This is a genomic window from Micromonospora sp. NPDC003197 (assembly GCF_053590565.1).
This window is the reverse complement of the sequence record NZ_JBSFTE010000012.1, coordinates 51,408-69,007: the sequence shown is the minus strand read 5'-3', so window position 1 is coordinate 69,007 and position 17,600 is coordinate 51,408. Positions and strand designations below refer to the sequence as shown.

Here is a 17,600-nt window from a genome sequence, read left to right as displayed (position 1 = left end):
GGCCTACCTGGTTTAGTCGTTCTGGTCTAGCGGTTCCGTCAGCGCCGGTTCGTCAGGAGCGCAGGCCGTTACGGCGCAGTACGATGTCGCCGACGACTATGCCCAGCAGGCTCAGCGCGATCCCGACCAGCCAGATGTTCTCGACGTTGCCCTCGTGGTTGCCGATCAACATGAGCAGCAGCAGTACTGCGGTGACGACCGCACCGATCTGGCCCGCCTTGCGGTTCCCCGGCTTGTGCTGGTCTGGCGACGTTACCGGCTCGCTTCCTGCCACTTTCGGTCCTTCCCTAGCGATCGGATCTCGGGCCTAGTCTGGCATGTCCCCTGCCACTAGGTACGTAGGGTCCGCTCACCTCGCCTCGGCCACCCCACTACCGGCGTCGCGGTTCGGGCGGGGAACCGGCTCCGGTAGCGTTTGACGCGTACACCTGGATTTTCTTCCTAGGGAGAGTGTGCGGTGCGACTCACCGGTACGGGACACGCCAGCATGCGGATCGACACAGCCGCGGGCAGCATCTTGTGTGACCCGTGGGTTAATCCCGCCTATTTCGCCTCGTGGTTTCCATTCCCCGACAATTCACAGCTGGACTGGGAGACCCTCGGCCAGACCGACTACCTCTACGTCTCCCACCTGCACCGGGACCACTTCGACGCGGAGCACCTGAAGCGCTTCGTGTCGAAGAAGGCGACCGTGCTGTTGCCGGAATACCCCACCTCCGAGCTGGAGGACGAGCTGCGTGAGCTGGGCTTCACCAGCTTCCTGCGGACCAAGACCAACGAGGTCGTCGAGCTCGACGGCGGACTCAAGGTCATGATCCAGGCGCTGACCAGCCCGACGGACGGCCCGATCGGCGACTCCTCGCTCTGGGTGGAACACGACGGCATCCGGCTGCTCAACCAGAACGATGCCCGCCCGACCGACCTGAGCGTCTTCACCGAACTGGGCCACGTGCACGCGCACATGCTCCAGTTCTCCGGTGCCATCTGGTATCCGATGGTCTACGAGCTGCCCACCGCGGCGAAGACCGCCTTCGGCAAGCAGAAGCGGGACCGGCAGTTCGACCGGACCTGGCGCTACATCGACGACCTGAAGGCGTCGCACGTCTTCCCGATCGCCGGTCCGCCGTGCTTCCTCGATGACGAGCTGTGGCAGTTCAACGACATCCACGGTGACGAGGGCAACATCTTCCCCGACCAGCAGGTCTTCCTCGACGAGTACGCCAAGGTCGGCGGCACCAACGGCGTGGTGCTGCTCCCCGGCAGTGTCTCCGAGATCACCGCCGACAGCTGCGAGACCACGCACCCGATGCCGGTGGCTGAGTTCTTCGCCAACAAGGTCGCCCACCTGGAGGAGATGCGGGAGCGTAAGCGGCCGATCCTCGAGGCGGAGAAGGCCTCCTGGCGGCACCCGGAGATCGACGTCCTCAAGGAGATGAAGCGGCGGATCGAGCCGCTGCTGGAGGAGTCGGTCTACCTCGCCAAGGGGGTCGGTGGCCCGGTCCGGTTCGACCTGGTGGGCTACGACGGCGAGTCGATCGAGTCGATCGTGGTGGACTTCCCGGGCAAGCAGGTCCGGCCGTACGCCGACGAGAAGGTCCGCTACCGGTTCCGTACCGAGCGGGCGCTGATCGAGCACCTGCTGCACATCGAAGAGGTCGACTGGGTCAACTCGCTCTTCCTCTCCTGCCGGTTCTCGGCGGCCCGGATCGGCCAGTACAACGAGTTCGTCTACGCCTTCTTCAAGTGCCTGTCGCAGGAGCGGTTGCAGTACGCCGAGGGCTGGTACGCCGAGCAGAAGCCGGACGCCGAGGACATCAAGCTCGGTGACTGGATCGTGCAGCGGCGCTGCCCGCACCTGAAGGCCGACCTGACCCGGTTCGGCGTCATCGACGGTGACCAGCTCACCTGCCAGTTGCACGGCTGGCGTTTCGACCTGCCCAGCGGACGGTGCCTGACCAGCGTCGGCCACGAGCTGCGCTCCCGCCGGGCGGGCGAACCCGCCCCCAGCGAGGCAGCCTCCAGCGAGACAGCCTCCAGTGAGGCAGCTGACGCGTAGGGAAACACCGTGACCCGGACAGCGGCAACCGGCTATGACGGGCTGTCGTCCCGGCGCATTTCCGAGGCCGAGCTGCGGGCGTTCCTGCGGGACTGCTTCGCGCTCGGCGACGAGGAACTGTTCGTCGGCCACGCTGACCGGGTCACAGAAGCCCTCGCGGCCGTCCCAGCGGACGCGAGGTTCGCCGCCTTCTGCACCTATCGCGAGGCTGGCGGCCATTTTGCGATGGCCTTCGACGTCGGGATCGAGGGCCATCTAGCCGACCGGGTCGGCCGTCGGCAATTCGCCGTCCGGCTCGCTGCGCGGTTCGCGGCGTACGTGTTGTACGGGGACACGGAACCGCCGGGACGCTGGACCCTGATCCTGCCCGACGGCAGCCGCCTGCTGGCCACGCTGGCCGAGACCGACGACCGGTATCTGCTCGACGCGGTCACCGCACCGGTGCCGGGGCTGCCCCAGGTACGCATCGACGACAAACTCTGGCAGGTCGGCTGAGAATCCGTACGGTGGGCAGTGCGCCCGATGCTCCGTACGGTCTGGGCCATGACCGCGACCCCGCCTCTCCACCCGGCACCGGTACGGGGGCAGACCGTCCTGCGGCTGACCGTGGTGTTGTTGCCCCTCGGCTGGCTGATTGGCCTGAGCATTCTGTTCAGCTCCTGGGCGACCGTCAAGCCGTGGTTCTACGACCCCGGGGACGATGTGGCGCTGGCGCGTCAACTCGACCTGGAAGTCGCCTGGTGGCAACTGTGGTTCGGGTTGCTGCTGGTTGGCGGCCCGTTGCTCATCGCCGTGCTGGCGGCGGTGGGGCGATTCAAGATCACAGTAGTTGTCTTCGGCATCATCGGTGTCCTACTCGCGGTGCCGGCGGGATATCTCGCGCTCGACGCGTGGCGGACGCTCCATCCGGCGCCCGCGCCGCCCGCCCCAGAGCACTGCATCGAGCGCAGCGGCGGCGACACGCGGTGCCCCGGCGGCTGACCTTCGGTCCGTCGATCAAGATGACTCGATCGGCGGCGCGCTGCCGGGAGTGGCTCAGCGGCCGGGAGGTGGTTCAGCGGCTGGTGGTGGTTCAGCGGCCGAGGTCGGTGAGGATCCGACGGGCGGCGTTGTGCCCGGCGGCCCCGATGACGCTGCCGGCCGGATGGCAGCCGGCGCTGCCGGCGTACACCCCGTCGACTCCGGTGGCGTACGGCATCCGGTCGGTGAACGAGACCGTGTTGTCGACGTGGTGGATGTGCCCGCCGGTGATGCCGAAGTGCTCCTCGATTCCGGGCGGGGCCAGCGGCACCGCGTCGGCGACCAGGTCGGCGGTGCCCGGGGCGTACCGCTCGCAGATGGCCAGTAGCCGGTCCACGTAGGACGGCAGTGCCGCGTCCCAGGTCGTACCGTTCAGCGAGTAGGGCACAGACTGCACGAACAGGGCGGAGGAGTGGTGCCCGGCCGGGTCCTGTAGCGACGGGTCGACGGTGGTGTGCAGGTACCACTCGATGGTCGGCTCGTCGGGCAGCCGGCCGGCCTGCACGTCGGCCCACATCGCGCGCAGCGCCGTCAGCGGTGACTCCCCGCCGCCACCGGCCAGCTGGGAGGCGGAGCCGGGCAGCAGGTGGATGGTCGAGCCGAACGGGCTTGGCGCGTCCGACGGTAGGCAGGTGAAGCGGGGCAGGCCGGTCAGCGCCAGGTTGAGCTTGAGCGTGCTGCCGGGGCGGCGGGCCGTCGCCATCCGCGCGGTCAGTTCGGCCGGTGCCGCACCGTCGGGCAGCAGGTCCAGCAGCCGGTACGGGTCACACGCACCGAGCACCACCTCGGCCGCGATCTCCCGCCCGTCGGCCAGCACGACTCCGCTGGCCGCGCCACCGGCCAGGGTGACCGCGCTGACCGGCGTACCGGTGCGGATCCTGGCCCCGGCGGTGCGGGCGGCTGCGGCGAAGGCCCGGGAGACGGTGCCCATCCCCCCGGCGGCGATCATCCAGGTGCCGTCGGCACCGGGGAGCCGGCACATGTTGTGCACCAGGAAGTTGTGCCCGGTGCCGGGGTCGTCCGGGCCGGCGGTGAGCCCGGAGAGGCCGTCGGTGACGGCGTACATGGAGATCAGCAGTTCGGAGCGGAAGTCGAAGCGGGCCAGGTAGTCGACGACTGAGCCGCGGACCAGGTCGACGAAGGTCTGCCGCAGGGTGGGCCGTAGGTAGCGTTCGGTGGTCTCCTCGACCGGCAGTGGTTCGGCGAGCCAGGCCGGGGCCAGGTCTTCGCGCAGTTGCGCCAGTTCGGCCTGCATGGCGTCGTCGGCGGCCACGTCGGCGGGGGAGAAGAAGGCCGCCAGCTGCGCGCGGGTCGCCGCCCGGTCGGAGCCCATCAGCAGGTACGGCGAGCCGGGGCCACCCGGGGTGGGCAGGAAGTAGTGCGGGTCGCGGCGTAGCACCGGGATGTTCACGCCGAGGGTGCGGATCAGCTCCGGGGGCATCAGCCCGAGTAGGTACGAGCCGGTGGAGTGGCGTAGCTGGGGCACCTTCGGGAACGGCTGCTCGGTGCGGGTGGCCCCGCCGATCATGCTGGCCGACTCCAGCACGAGCACGTCGAGCCCAGCGCGGGCGAGCAGGATCGCGGACACCAGACCGTTGTGCCCGGACCCGACGATCACCACGTCGGCCCGGGTCGGCAGCTCGTCACCCATGCCGGGGGAGCCTAGCGCCCCGGGTGCCGCTGGTCAGCCCTTTCGTCCACGGGCGGCGTTGGATTTCGGGTACGCGGACCGGCCAGCAGCTGGCCGACGAATATCTCCAGTTCCAGTTCGAACAGCGGCTCTGGATCGGTCACCACCCAGTCGAACAGGTGGAAGACCTCCATGGCGACCAGGCCGTAGAGCCGGCTCCAACCGGCGAGGAAGACGTAGGCGACCTCGACTGGCAGATCGGGATAATTACGCAGTAACGGCTGGAAGAGGTGCGCCAACCGCTGTTCAACCTGGTCACTGGGTGGGGCAGAGAACGAGCCGCGACGCCACAGTTCGATGATCGGCTGGATGAATTGCTCGCCGAGTCGGGCGCTGGGCTGATCCGGGTCGCCGTACTCCCGGGCGGGCATCAGCTCGGGTACCGGCGTGCCGAAGATCAGCGCGAACTCGACCGGATGTCCGACGGACCAGTGGCGGAAGGCTCGGGCCATAGCGCCGAGCTGCTGGGCCGGATCATCGCCGGCGGCATCGCGGGCTGCGGCTACGGCCTGCCGCATCTCCTCGAACAGGTCGCCGACGAGCGCGGTGACGAGCGCGTCGAGGCTGGGGAAGTAGCGATAGATGGCGGGCGCGGTCATGCCCATGTCGCGGGCGATGGCCCGCAACGAGATCGCCTGGGGGCCGCCGGTCACGAGGAGTCGGCGTGCGTTTTCCTTGATTTCGGCAAGGGTGGCGGTACGCAGTCGTTCCCGGCGGGTAGATACGGACATCTACGCACTCCCTTGACCAATGGTGAACAGCGTTGAGATAGTTAACGGCGTTTACTTAGCTAATCATCGCTACAGCTTACGTCTTGATCATGTGGTTTGAGGAGACCGATGTTCACGTGGTGGGGAAGAGCCGTGGTCCGGCTCCGCTGGGGTGTCCTGGCGGCCGCCGTGCTGCTGGCTACGGTCGGCGTGACCTGGGGCACCGGCGTGTTCGGCTCGCTGACCGGCGGCGGCTTCGACGACCCGGCCAGTGAGTCCAGTCAGCTTCGCAAACAGGTCACCGAAGGGCTGGGCAGCTACGGTGCCGACCTGGTGGTCCTCTACTCCAGCGACACCGCCACTGTGGATCAGCCGGCCTTCCGCGACCCGGTGACCGCAACCCTGGACCAGGTCCGACAGCGGCCGGAAGTGGCCGGCGTGACCACCTGGTACGCGACACCCGACCCCAGCCTCGTCGCCACCGATCAGCGCGCCACCTACGCCCTGATCGTGCTCCATGCCGGGGATGAGGACGGCAAACGGGACGCATACGATGCGCTCCGCCCGGCGTTGGCCGCCCCCGGAGTGACCACCGAGATCGGTGGCGAAGTGGCCATCCAGGCGACCGCCACCGACCAGACCACCGAGGACATCACCAAGGCCGAGATCGTGTCGATGCCGATCCTGCTGGTGCTGTTGATCCTGATCTTCGGTGGGCTGGTCGCCGCCTCGACTCCGCTACTCATCGGCGGGCTGGCCATCGTCGGCGGATTCGTCCTGATGCGACTGCTCGCCATGGTCACCGACGTGTCGATCTTCGCTATCAACGTCGTCACCCTCATCGGCCTCGGCATGGCGATCGACTACGCGCTCTTCGTGGTCAGCCGGTTCCGGGAGGAGTTGGCCGCCGGCCACGCCACCGAAGTGGCGATCGGCCGGACCATGGTCACCGCTGGTCGTACCGTCATGGTCTCCGGTCTCACCATCGTGTTGGCGCTGGCCAGTCTGCTCATTTTCCCGCAGGCGTTCCTCCGCTCGATGGGACTCGGTGGCATGGCCGCCGTGCTGTTGGCCATGCTTGCCTCGCTGACCGTGCTGCCGGCCCTGCTGGCGGTGCTCGGGCCGAAGATCAACGCGCTGCGCGTACCCCTGCCCCGGCTGCGTCGCCGGTCCACCGGCGGCGGCCAAGGCACCTCCAGGGGCGGCCAGACCACCTCCGGTGCCGGCTGGGCCCGGCTGGCGCACAGTGTGATGCGCCGCCCGGTGCTCTACGTCAGCGCGGTCGTGGTGCTGCTCGTCGTACTGGCCGCGCCGTTCCTGCGGATCACCTTCGGCGGCTTCGACGAGCGGGTGCTCCCCGCCGAGGCGCAGGCGCGGATGGTGAGTGAGCGGATCCGGACGGACTTCCCGGGCGGCAACGCCACCCCGATCGAGGTGCTGGTCTCCAGGGCGTCGGCCGAGCAGGTCCAGCAGTTCACCGAGCAGGTCAAGGGGGTCGCTGGGGTGACCGGCACGCGGGTCTCCGGCACCTGGGCTGACTCGACTCTGCTGTCGGTGGCCTACCCCGGCGACCCGATCGGCGACCAGACGAAGGACACCGTACGGGCGATCCGTGACCTGGCACCGCCGCCCGGTGTCGAGGTGCTCGTCGGTGGGCGGACCGCCATCGACATGGACCTGTTGGACAGCCTCCTCTCCCGGCTGCCATGGATGGCGCTGCTGATGGCCGCGGCGACACTGGTGCTGCTCTTCCTCGCCTTCGGCTCGGTGGTGCTGCCGATCAAGGCGGTGCTGATGAACCTCGTCTCGATCGGTGCGTCGTTCGGGGTAGTGGTCTGGGTGTTCCAGGACGGACACCTCTCCGGCCTGCTCAACTTCACCCCGTCCGGCTTCATCGAGCCGAGCAGTCCGATCCTGATGCTGGCCGTACTCTTCGGTCTCGCCACCGACTACGAGGTCTTCCTGCTCTCCCGCGTACGGGAAGAATGGGACCGGACCGGCGACAACACCGCCTCGGTGGCGACCGGCCTGCAGCACACCGGTCGGATCATCACCGCCGCCGCGCTGCTGCTGATCGTGGTGGTGGCTGGCTTCGCCACCGGCGGCATCATGATGATCAAGCTGATCGGGGTCGGCATGATCGTGGCGATCGTGGTGGACGCGACCCTGGTACGGGCGCTGCTCGTACCGGCCACGATGCGGCTGCTCGGCCGGTGGAACTGGTGGGCGCCCGGTCCGCTGGCCCGGTTTTACCAGCGGTACGGCATCCACGAGTCCGCCGAACCGCAGCCGGCCGTGACGACGGAACCAGAGGCGGTTGTGCCGACGGAACCAGAAGCCGAGGCGGGGAGCCGTCACCACGCGTTCACCCGATAGCGGGTGTTGTCGATGTCCTGATGGCTCTAGGGTCATCAGGACATCGACCGTTGTGGAGGTAATCGTGGACCGTCGTACGATCCTGCGCGCCGCCGCCCTCGGTACGGGCACCGCGACCTTCGCCGGAGCGCTCTGGCAGCAGGCGTTCGCCCGTCAGCGATGGCAGGAACAGCTCACCGGGACAGATCGGCAGGGGCAGCTCGCCGGGACCGATCGGCTGGACCAGCTCGCCGACCCGGCCCAGCCCGGCCCCAGCCCGTACGGCGACCTGCTGGCCGCCGACGCCAACGGCATCCAACTGGCCGCCGGCTTCACCAGCCGGGTCATCGGCCGCTCCGGACAGTGGGTCGCCGGTACGTCGTACCTCTGGCACTGGGCACCCGACGGGGGTGCCTGCTTCCCGACCGGCGACGGCTGGATCTACGTTTCCAACTCCGAGATCCCGCTAGCCGGTGGCGCCTCGGCGGTGCGCTTCCGCGCGGACGGCTCGATCGCCTCGGCGTACCGGATTCTCGGCGGCACCAACGTCAACTGCGCGGGTGGCGCGACCCCGTGGGGCACCTGGCTCTCCTGCGAGGAGGTGCCGCTCGGGCGGGTCTTCGAAACCTGGCCGGACGGTAGCCGCTCAGCCGCGGAGCGGACCCGGATGGGTCGGTTCAAGCACGAGGCTGCCGCCTGCGATCCGCAGCGCCGGGTGATCTACCTGACCGAGGACGAGTCCGACGGCTGCTTCTACCGGTTCATCCCGGACACCTGGGGTGACCTGCGTACCGGGAAGGTGCAGGTGCTCTGCGCCCCGGCCGACCAGACCGCCGGGCCGGTGACCTGGCAGGACGTACCCGATCGGGACGGTTTCCCGACCCCCACCCGATCGCAGGTGGCGGCGGCCAAGCACTTCAGCGGCGGCGAGGGCTGCTGGTACGACCGGGACATCTGCTGGTTCACCACCAAGGGCGACAACCGGGTCTGGGCGTACGACGCGGTGGGCCAGCGCCTCGACCTGGCGTACGACGACTCGCTCGTGCCGGCGGGTGCGGCCCCGCTGACCGGGGTGGACAACATCACCGGTACGACCGGCGGGGATCTCTACGTGGCCGAGGACGGCGGCAACATGGAGATCAACGTCATTACCCCGGCCGGTGTGGTCGCCCCCTTCCTGCGCATCCTGGGGCACTCCGAGTCGGAGATCACCGGCCCGGCGTTCTCCCCGGACGGGTCCCGCCTCTACTTCTCCTCCCAGCGTGGCACCTCGGGCAGCAGCACCGGCAGCGGTGGCATCACCTACCAGGTGACCGGCCCCTTCCGCCAGGGCCCCCTTCCCGCTCGCTGACCGCCCCACCCCTCCCCGCTTTTTGCAGGTTGATCAAGAGGTTTGCGTCAGCGTCGGGGAGCTATCTGACGCAAACCTCTTGATCAACAAGGAGGAATACAGTCGCCGGCATGATGATCTACGAGACTGAGCGTCTGGTGGTGCGGGACTGGACCGAGGATCCGGCGGACCTGGATCAGGCCTACGACATGTACGCCCGTCCCGAGGTCAGCCGCTGGCTGAACACGTCGTATCTGCCGTTGACTGCTCCGGCCGGGGCGACCGACCTGATCCGGAGCTGGCACACCCGTAATGCGACCTTCGGCACCGGTTATGGCATCTGGGCGGTACAGCTCCGGGGCACCAGTCGAATTGTCGGCACGGTGATGCTCAAGCCGCTGCCCGGACGGGACGAGGGGACGCTGACCGACGACATCGAGGTGGGCTGGCACCTGCACCCCGACTCGTGGGGGCACGGGTACGCCACCGAGGCGGCCCGTGGCGCGGTCGCGCGGGGCTTCGACCAGGGCGTGGCCGAGATCTACGCGGTGGTGGCACCCGGCAACGAGGCATCGATGGCGGTCGCCCGCCGGTTGGGCATGACCGGGATCGGCCGGCGTACCGACTGGTACGGCGGTGAGGAGGTGGAGACCTTCCGGCTGGCCCGACCCTGAGCGGCGTGACGCGTCACGCGTTAGGAAGGGCCCCTTATACAACAGAAAACGATAGGAAGGGGCCCTTCCTTACACTGGCCGGATGAGTCCTCCGCGTGACATCGTCCTGCTCGGCTCCACCGGATCGATCGGCACCCAGGCCATCGACATCGTCCGGCGTAACCCGGACCGGTTCCGGGTGGTTGGACTTGGTGCGGGGGGCGGCAACATCGACCTGCTTGCCGCCCAGGCACTGGAGCTGGGAGTCGAGGTGGTCGGGGTGGCCAGAGCCTCCGTGGCCCAGGATCTGCAACTGGCCTTCTACGCGGAGGCGCAGAAACGCGGTTACGCCACCGGCGACTACCGGATTCCGAAGATCATTGCCGGGCCGGACGCGATGACCGAGCTGGCCGGCTGGCCCTGTGACGTGGTACTCAACGGGGTGGTCGGCTCGTTGGGGTTGGCACCCACCCTGGCGGCGCTGCGCGCCGGTCGTACCCTCGCCCTGGCCAACAAGGAGTCGCTGGTGGCCGGCGGCCCGCTGGTCCGGGCCGCGACCACCCGACCGGGACAGATCGTGCCGGTCGACTCGGAGCACTCGGCACTGGCCCAGTGTCTGCGTTCCGGCGACCGCGCCGAGGTACGCCGCTTGATCGTCACCGCCAGTGGTGGCCCGTTCCGGGGTCGGCGGCGCGATGAGTTGACCGAGGTGACCGTCGAGCAGGCCCTGGCCCACCCGACCTGGAACATGGGACCGGTGGTCACGATCAACTCCGCCACCCTGGTGAACAAGGCGCTGGAGGTGATCGAGGCCCACGAGCTGTACGACGTGCCGTACGCCGACATCGAGGTCATGGTCCACTCGCAGTCGGTGATCCACTCGATGGTGGAGTTCGTCGACGGTTCGACCATCGCCCAGGCCAGCCCACCGGACATGCGGCTGCCGATCGCGCTCGCGCTGGGTTGGCCGGACCGGGTGCCGGGGGCGGCGGCCGGCGTCGACTGGACCACCGCACACACCTGGCAGTTCGACCCGCTGGACGACACGGCGTTCCCGGCGGTACGGCTGGCCAAGCAGGCCGGAATCGAGGGGCGCTGCCGGCCGGCGATCTACAACGCCGCCAACGAGGAGTGCGTCGCCGCCTTCGTCTCGGATCGGCTACCGTTTCTCGGCATCGTCGACACCCTCGAACGGGTTCTGGAGGCGGCGCCCGACTACGCCGAACCGGGTACGGTCGAGGATGTACTCGCTGCGGAATCCTGGGCCCGCGGGTACGCCCAGGAGATCATCAAGACGGTGGTGGAAGGAGCTTGATGCTGTATCTGCTCGGGGTGGTGGCGTTCGCCCTGGCGATCCTCTTCTCGGTGAGTCTGCACGAGGCCGGGCACATGCTTTCGGCCAAACGCTTCGGGATGAAGGTCAGCCGTTACTTCATCGGCTTCGGGCCGACCGTTTTCTCCTTCCGTCGGGGCGAGACCGAGTACGGGCTCAAAGCGATCCCGCTGGGCGGATTCTGCAAGATCGTCGGAATGACCCCGCAGGACGACGACGTCGATCCGGCCGACGAACCTCGCGCGATGTGGCGCTTCCCGGTGTGGAAGCGCACGACCGTAATGGTCGCCGGGGTGCTCACCAACTTCGCGGTTGCCATCGTCACGCTCTGGATCGCCGCGATGTCCATGGGGCTGCCCAACCCCGACTATCCGACCACCGAGGCGCAGGCCCGGCAGGAGCCGGCGGTGATCTCGATCGCCGAGTGCGTCGTGGTGGAGAACGCCGCCCGTGCCTGCGCGCCCGGCGATCCGGCCAGCCCGGCCGCCCAGCAGCTGCGCGACGGCGACCGGATCACCGCGATCAACGGCACCCCGGTGACGAACTGGGGCGAGATGCTTCAGGTGGTCCGGGCCACCCCACCCGGGGCGGCGACGGTGTCCTACGTCCGGGACGGGACACCCGGTACCGCCCAGATCAACCTGGCGTCGGTGCAGCGTACGCCGCTGGACGGCAACGCGGAGACGACCACCACGGTCTCCGCGATGGGCGTCGGGCTGGACATCCAGACCCCGAACATGCTGACGTACGGCCCGATCGACGCGGTCGGGGCGACCGCCGACTACACCGGTGACATGGCGGTGGCCACCGTCCAGGCGATGGCCCGGATCCCGGAGAAGGTCCCGGCGCTCTGGGACGCCATCACCGGTGCCGAACGGGACATGGACACCCCGATCAGCGTGGTCGGCGCGAGCCGGTTGGGCGGCGAGGCGGTCCAGCACGGGCTGTGGGAGATCTTCGTGATGCTCTTCATATCCCTGAACTTCTTCCTCGGCGCGTTCAACCTGTTGCCCCTGCTTCCGATGGATGGCGGGCACATCGCCATCGCCTGGTTCGAGCGGGCCCGGTCCTGGGTCTACGCCCGGCTCGGCAAGCCCGACCCAGGTCGGGTCGACTACTTCAAGCTCATGCCCCTCACGTACGCGGTGATCCTGATCGGTGGTGCCTTCACACTGCTGACCGTCACTGCGGACGTGATCAACCCGATCACACTGATCCCAAGGTGAGTGCACCAGTGACCGCAGTCAGTCTCGGCATGCCCGCCGTACCACCCACGCCGCTTGCTCCCCGCCGGGCCAGCCGCCAGATCATGGTCGGCTCGGTCCCGGTGGGCGGCGGCGCCCCGGTGTCGGTGCAGTCGATGACCACCACGCTGACCGCCGACGTCAACTCGACGCTGCAACAGATCGCCGAGTTGACCGCCTCCGGCTGCCAGATCGTGCGAGTGGCCGTACCGTCCCAGGACGACGTGGAGGCGTTGCCGGCGATCGCGAAGAAGTCGAAGATCCCGGTCATCGCCGACATCCACTTCCAACCCAAGTACGTCTTCGCCGCCATCGACGCCGGTTGCGCGGCGGTCCGGGTCAACCCGGGCAACATCCGACAGTTCGACGACAAGGTCAAGGAGATCGCCCGGGCGGCCTCGGACGCCGGGGTGCCGATCCGGATCGGCGTCAACGCCGGGTCACTGGACAAGCGGCTCCTCGCCAAGTACGGCAAGGCGACCCCGGAGGCGCTGGTCGAGTCGGCGCTGTGGGAGTGCTCGCTCTTCGAGGAGCACGGCTTCCGGGACATCAAGATCTCGGTGAAGCACAACGACCCGGTGGTGATGGTCCGGGCCTACCGGCAGCTCGCCGAGCAGTGCGACTACCCGCTGCACCTGGGGGTCACCGAGGCTGGGCCGGCGTTCCAGGGCACGATCAAGTCGGCGGTCGCCTTCGGTGCGTTGCTGGCCGATGGGATCGGCGACACGATCCGGGTGTCGCTCTCCGCCCCGCCGGTCGAGGAGATCAAGGTCGGCGCGGCGATCCTGGAGTCGCTGGGGCTGCGTGAGCGGGGCCTGGAGATCGTCTCCTGCCCGTCCTGCGGCCGGGCCCAGGTGGACGTCTACAAGCTGGCCGAGGAGGTCACCGCCGGCCTGGAGGGGCTGCCGGTGCCGTTGCGGGTGGCCGTGATGGGCTGCGTCGTCAACGGGCCGGGGGAGGCCCGGGAGGCGGATCTCGGCGTCGCGTCCGGTAACGGCAAGGGCCAGATCTTCGTACGGGGCCAGGTGATCAAGACCGTACCCGAGGCGCAGATCGTGGAGACCCTGATCGAGGAGGCGCTGCGGTTGGCCGACGAGATGGGTGCCGAACTGCCTGACGACCTTCGTGACCTGGTGCCGGGCGGCGCGACGGTGACGGTGCACTGACCCGTACTCGATTGGTTTTTTGATTGCCTTGAGGAGGGCTGACCCGGAGGAACGGGTCGGCCCTCCTTTCGTATCCCGGGATCGACTTTACAAACCGTACGTCCGTCTTGTTAGAGTCCTGGCGTGCTGCGACGACTCCTTCCCGAACCGGGTGCGGCCCGGATCCTCACCCTCGCCACCGCCGTCAACACGGTGGGAAACGGTGTCTGGCTTACCGCGAGCGCCCTGTTCCTGACCCGCTCGGTCGGGCTGTCGGTGGCACAGGTCGGTCTCGGGCTCAGCGTCTTCGCACTGGTCAGTCTCATTGCCAGCACCCCGATGGGTTACCTCGCCGACCGGTACGGCCCACGGCGGATCCAACTCACCGCCCTGATCGTCGGTAGCGGAACGACCGCCCTGCTGGCCACCGTACGGTCGTTTCCGGAGTTCCTGGCGGTCGGTGCCGGCACCGCCCTGGCCAACGCCGCCTACCGAGGGGCCCGGGGCGCCGTGATCGCCGGAGCCATACCCGCCGATCAGCGGGTCCGCACCCGCGCCTACCTGCGGGCCACCACCAACGTCGGGGTCTCGGTCGGTGCCGCCCTCGCCGGAATCGGCATCGCCACCGACACCCGGGCCGGGTACGTGACGCTGATCCTGATCAACGCGGTGAGCTACCTCGGGGCGGCGGCGATCCTCACCCGCCTCGCCCCGATCCCGCCGGTCCCGGCACCAGCGCACGGCCCCCGGCTGATCGCCCTGCGGGACCGTCCGTTCCTCGCGTTCACCGTGCTCGACGGGCTGATGTCGATGCACTTCGGGCTGCTCAACATCGCCCTGCCGCTGTGGATCGCCCAGCACACCTCCGCCCCGCGCTGGCTCATCTCCGTACTGATATTGGTGAACACCACCATGGTGGTGCTCTTCCAGGTCCGGGCCTCCCGGGGCACCGAGCAGCTCACCGGGGCGGCTCGCGCATCCCGCCGAGCCGGGCTGGCGATCGCCGCCGCCTGCGCGCTCTTCGCCGCCAGTGGCTCGGTGCCGACCGGTATCGCCGTAGTGCTACTCGTCGCCGGGGCGCTCGTCCACGTGATCGGCGAACTGTGGCACTCCGCAGCCGGCTGGGGCATCTCGTTCGGGCTGGCCCCGGCCCACGCCCACGGGCAGTACCAGGGGGCGTACGCGATGGGCATGGAGCTGGGCGGGATGCTCGCCCCAGTCGTGGTGACCGCGCTCGCCGTCGCCTGGGGTGCGCCGGGCTGGTTGGTGCTCGGCGTCCTGTTTGTCGGGCTGGGTCTCCTGATACCGCCGGTGGTGCGCTGGGCGGCGCGTACCCGGCAGCTGGAGCCGGAGGCCGAGCCGGTCGGGGTGGCCTGACCAGGAACGTCGCCGGAATGGGCCGCCCTGCACGGCGTCGGCCCTGTCTGGCCGCTACCGATCTGGCACCCTGAGAGGGTGCTGACGGTGCCGGTACGGCAGTTGGGGGAAACCGAACGCGGAGCGGTCGAGAAGCTTCTCGATCTCGATCCGATCGCGAGTGCCCAGGTGGCTGAACAGGTCGCCGCGAACGGTCTGTCCTGGTGGCGGGCCGAAGGTCGGGTCTTCGGCTACGGCGCCCGCCGCCGGGTCGAGGCGCTCTGCTGGTTCGGCGGCCACCTCACACCGGTGCTCGCCGACACGCCAGCGATCGCGGCGTTCGCGGAGCTACTCGCCGCCGAAGACCGGATCTGCTCGTCGATCGTCGGCCGGGCGGACGCCGTACTGGATCTTTGGGGTCGGTTGTCCCCCCACTGGGGGCCGGCCCGGGACATCCGCCCCAACCAGCCGCTGCTGGTCGCGGATGCCGTACCGGAGATCGCTGCCGATCCCGAGGTGCGCCTGGTGCAGCCGGCCGAGGTCGACCTGCTCCTGCCGGCGGCGGTGGCGATGTATACCGAGGAGGTGGGCGTCTCGCCGTTCGCGGAGGACGGCGGGATCGGCTACCGGCGGCGGGTTACCGACCTGGTACGCACCAAGCGGGCATACGCCCGATTCGTGGACGGTCAGGTGGTCTTCAAGGCGGAGTTGGCCGTCGTCACCCGACGTACCGCCCAGATCCAGGGCGTTTGGGTGGCACCCGAGTGGCGAGGGCGCGGCGTGGCCGGGCCGGCGATGGCAACGGTGGTACGCGACGCGTTGGCCCGGGTGGCGCCCACCGTCAGTCTCTACGTCAACGACTACAACGCCCCGGCCCGTCGCGTGTACGAACGGTGCGGATTCCGCTCGGCCGGCAGCTTCGCCACCGTACTGTTCTGAGCTTCCAACGTGAGCCCTGCGCCCTGAGCCGCGCGCCATGGCGTTGCGCGGCGTGCGGCGTAGCGGGGCGCGCGGCGTGCGGGGTGCGGCGTTGTGCGTTAGGAAGGGCCCCTTCCTATGCAAAAAGCGATAAGAAGGGGCCCTTCCTAACATCAGGCGGGGGTGGGGGCTGGGATGTCCGGTCGGGTGGGGGCGGAGGCGGGAGCCTCCTCGTCCAGCTCGCGCCGGCCGGCCGAGTCGTACGCGGTCCGATCCAGGATGCCCTCCCGAGCGGCGACCACGGTCGGCACCAGCGCCTGCCCGGCGACGTTCGTGGCGGTACGGATCATGTCCACGATCGGGTCGATCGCCAGGAGCAGTCCGGCCCCGGCCAGCGGCAGGCCCAGCGTGCTGAGGGTGAGGGTGAGCATCACGATCGCCCCGGTCAGGCCGGCGGTGGCGGCCGAGCCGACCACCGACACGAAGGCGATCAGCAGGTAGTCGACGGGCTGTAGTGCCACCCCGAAGACCTGGGCGACGAAGATGGCCGCCAACGCCGGGTAGATGGCGGCGCAGCCGTCCATCTTCGTGGTGGCCCCGAAGGGTACGGCGAACGAGGCGTACTCGCGGGGAACGCCGAGCCGCTCCACCGACCGCTGGGTCACCGGCATGGTGCCCACCGAGGAGCGGGAGACGAACGCCAACTGGATGGCCGGCCAGGCCCCGGCGAAGAAGCGCAGCGGGTTGAGCCGGCCGGCGGCGATCAGCACCAGCGGGTAGACGACGAAGAGCACGATCGCGCAGCCGACGTAGACGGCGGTGGTGAAGGTCGCCAGTGGGGCGAGCAGGTCCCAGCCGTACGCCTCGACGGCGTGGCCGATCAGCCCGAGGGTGCCCAGCGGGGCGAGCCGGATGACCCACCAGAGCGCCTTCTGGACGATCTCCAGCAGGGCCCGGTTGAGGTTCACGAACGGTTCGGCGGCCTGGCCGACGAGCAACGCTGCGAATCCGACCACCACGGCGAGGAAGACGATTTGGAGCACGTTGCCTTCGACGAACGCGCCGACCGGGTTGGTCGGGATGATGCCGGTGAGGAAGTCGGTCCAGGATCCGGTCTTCTTGGGCGCGGTCGCGCCGGCGATGTCCAGGGTGACGCCCCGACCGGGGTTGGTGATCAGGCCCAGGCCGATGCCGACGGCAACCGAGACCAGGGCGGTGATGGCGAACCAGAGCAGGGTCTTACCGGCCAGCCGGGCGGCGTTGGTCACGCCGCGCAGGCTGACCACGCTCACCACGATGGCGGTGAAGACAAGCGGGGGTACGGCGAGTTTCAGCAGTTGGACGAAGAGGCTGCCGATGGTGTCGAGGGTGGTGCCGAGCCAGGAGATGTCGTTGGCTCGGGCCAGATAGCCCAGGCCGACGCCGAGCAGCAGGCCGAGCAGGATCTGGAGGGAGAAGGGCACCTTGCGAAAGAGCGAGGGCACCCTGCGGGTAGCAGCGGCCGAGGAACCGGTGGACATGTCATCCCAAGAAGTCTGGTCCGGAAAGGCGTCCGGAGGCGGCGAGGTCAGCGGTCAGCGGGGTGGCTGAACGCGACAGATGCCGCTGGCCTGTAGTCGCAGATCGACATACAGGCGGGTGGTGAGAGACCAGACATTGAGCATCGTCGGTGATAGTACGTGACGATGCCCCTGGTCGGAAGGGACAGCGGCCGTGAGGCTCCTTACTGCGATTCGTGGAACAACCGCCCCGCCGATCGGTGTTGGCTCATCTCCGTCCCGCCGACCGGT

At 68.9% G+C, this 17,600-nt stretch carries 15 protein-coding genes; 11 read left to right on the top strand and 4 right to left on the bottom strand.

What is annotated here, in order from left to right:
- Positions 1-52 precede the first annotated feature (52 nt).
- Complete coding sequence (locus tag ACWDV4_RS15545; protein ID WP_449978865.1) at positions 53-274, bottom strand: DUF2631 domain-containing protein; 222 nt, start codon at positions 272-274, stop codon at positions 53-55.
- A 183-nt stretch (positions 275-457) separates the two neighbouring features.
- On the opposite strand from ACWDV4_RS15545, the gene ACWDV4_RS15540 reads away from it, so the two are divergent.
- The 3 genes from ACWDV4_RS15540 to ACWDV4_RS15530 are packed head-to-tail and all read left to right on the top strand — an operon-like array spanning position 458 to position 3,037.
- The gene (locus ACWDV4_RS15540) at positions 458-2,056 is read left to right on the top strand and encodes a Rieske 2Fe-2S domain-containing protein (RefSeq protein ID WP_449978862.1); all 1,599 of its coding nucleotides are present in this window, start codon (positions 458-460) and stop codon (positions 2,054-2,056) included.
- Between the two features lie 9 nt (positions 2,057-2,065).
- A complete protein-coding gene (locus tag ACWDV4_RS15535; RefSeq protein ID WP_449978859.1) occupies positions 2,066-2,551 on the top strand; it encodes a hypothetical protein in 486 nt (161 codons plus the stop codon).
- A 48-nt stretch (positions 2,552-2,599) separates the two neighbouring features.
- Positions 2,600-3,037 (top strand): DUF6234 family protein, encoded by a 438-nt coding sequence (locus tag ACWDV4_RS15530; RefSeq protein ID WP_449978856.1) that lies wholly within the window; start codon positions 2,600-2,602, stop codon positions 3,035-3,037.
- 91 nt (positions 3,038-3,128) lie between these two features.
- Here ACWDV4_RS15530 and ACWDV4_RS15525 read toward each other — a convergent pair whose 3' ends face one another.
- Both ACWDV4_RS15525 and ACWDV4_RS15520 read right to left on the bottom strand, forming a co-directional pair.
- Positions 3,129-4,727: a phytoene desaturase family protein gene (locus ACWDV4_RS15525; protein WP_449978853.1), complete on the bottom strand. Its 1,599-nt coding sequence runs from the start codon at positions 4,725-4,727 to the stop codon at positions 3,129-3,131.
- 11 nt (positions 4,728-4,738) lie between these two features.
- On the bottom strand, positions 4,739-5,497 hold the full coding sequence (locus ACWDV4_RS15520; RefSeq protein WP_449978850.1) for a TetR/AcrR family transcriptional regulator: 759 nt from the start codon (positions 5,495-5,497) through the stop codon (positions 4,739-4,741).
- A gap of 108 nt (positions 5,498-5,605) precedes the next feature.
- On the opposite strand from ACWDV4_RS15520, the gene ACWDV4_RS15515 reads away from it, so the two are divergent.
- The 8 genes from ACWDV4_RS15515 to ACWDV4_RS15480 all read left to right on the top strand — a co-directional run bounded on the left by ACWDV4_RS15515 (position 5,606) and on the right by ACWDV4_RS15480 (position 15,831).
- Positions 5,606-7,852 carry an MMPL family transporter gene (locus ACWDV4_RS15515; RefSeq protein ID WP_449978848.1) on the top strand — a complete coding sequence of 749 codons (2,247 nt, stop codon included), beginning with the start codon at positions 5,606-5,608 and terminating at the stop codon, positions 7,850-7,852.
- A 64-nt stretch (positions 7,853-7,916) separates the two neighbouring features.
- A complete protein-coding gene (locus ACWDV4_RS15510; protein WP_449978846.1) occupies positions 7,917-9,182 on the top strand; it encodes an alkaline phosphatase PhoX in 1,266 nt (421 codons plus the stop codon).
- 110 nt (positions 9,183-9,292) lie between these two features.
- Positions 9,293-9,835, top strand: a complete 543-nt coding sequence (locus ACWDV4_RS15505; protein ID WP_449978843.1) for a GNAT family N-acetyltransferase — start codon at positions 9,293-9,295, stop codon at positions 9,833-9,835.
- A gap of 82 nt (positions 9,836-9,917) precedes the next feature.
- Positions 9,918-11,129, top strand: coding sequence for a 1-deoxy-D-xylulose-5-phosphate reductoisomerase (dxr, locus tag ACWDV4_RS15500; protein ID WP_449978840.1), 1,212 nt, complete (start codon positions 9,918-9,920; stop codon positions 11,127-11,129).
- Complete coding sequence (locus ACWDV4_RS15495) at positions 11,129-12,373, top strand: M50 family metallopeptidase (RefSeq protein ID WP_449978838.1); 1,245 nt, start codon at positions 11,129-11,131, stop codon at positions 12,371-12,373. The genes dxr and ACWDV4_RS15495 overlap by 1 nt, the downstream gene beginning before the upstream one ends.
- A gap of 8 nt (positions 12,374-12,381) precedes the next feature.
- Positions 12,382-13,557 carry a flavodoxin-dependent (E)-4-hydroxy-3-methylbut-2-enyl-diphosphate synthase gene (ispG, locus tag ACWDV4_RS15490; protein ID WP_449978835.1) on the top strand — a complete coding sequence of 392 codons (1,176 nt, stop codon included), beginning with the start codon at positions 12,382-12,384 and terminating at the stop codon, positions 13,555-13,557.
- A 123-nt stretch (positions 13,558-13,680) separates the two neighbouring features.
- Positions 13,681-14,913 (top strand): MFS transporter, encoded by a 1,233-nt coding sequence (locus ACWDV4_RS15485; protein WP_449978833.1) that lies wholly within the window; start codon positions 13,681-13,683, stop codon positions 14,911-14,913.
- Between the two features lie 78 nt (positions 14,914-14,991).
- Entirely contained in the window at positions 14,992-15,831 is an 840-nt protein-coding gene (locus tag ACWDV4_RS15480) for a GNAT family N-acetyltransferase (RefSeq protein ID WP_449978831.1), read from the top strand.
- 152 nt (positions 15,832-15,983) lie between these two features.
- Here ACWDV4_RS15480 and ACWDV4_RS15475 read toward each other — a convergent pair whose 3' ends face one another.
- Positions 15,984-17,330, bottom strand: coding sequence for a dicarboxylate/amino acid:cation symporter (locus tag ACWDV4_RS15475; RefSeq protein ID WP_449978829.1), 1,347 nt, complete (start codon positions 17,328-17,330; stop codon positions 15,984-15,986).
- Positions 17,331-17,600: the final 270 nt, after the last annotated feature.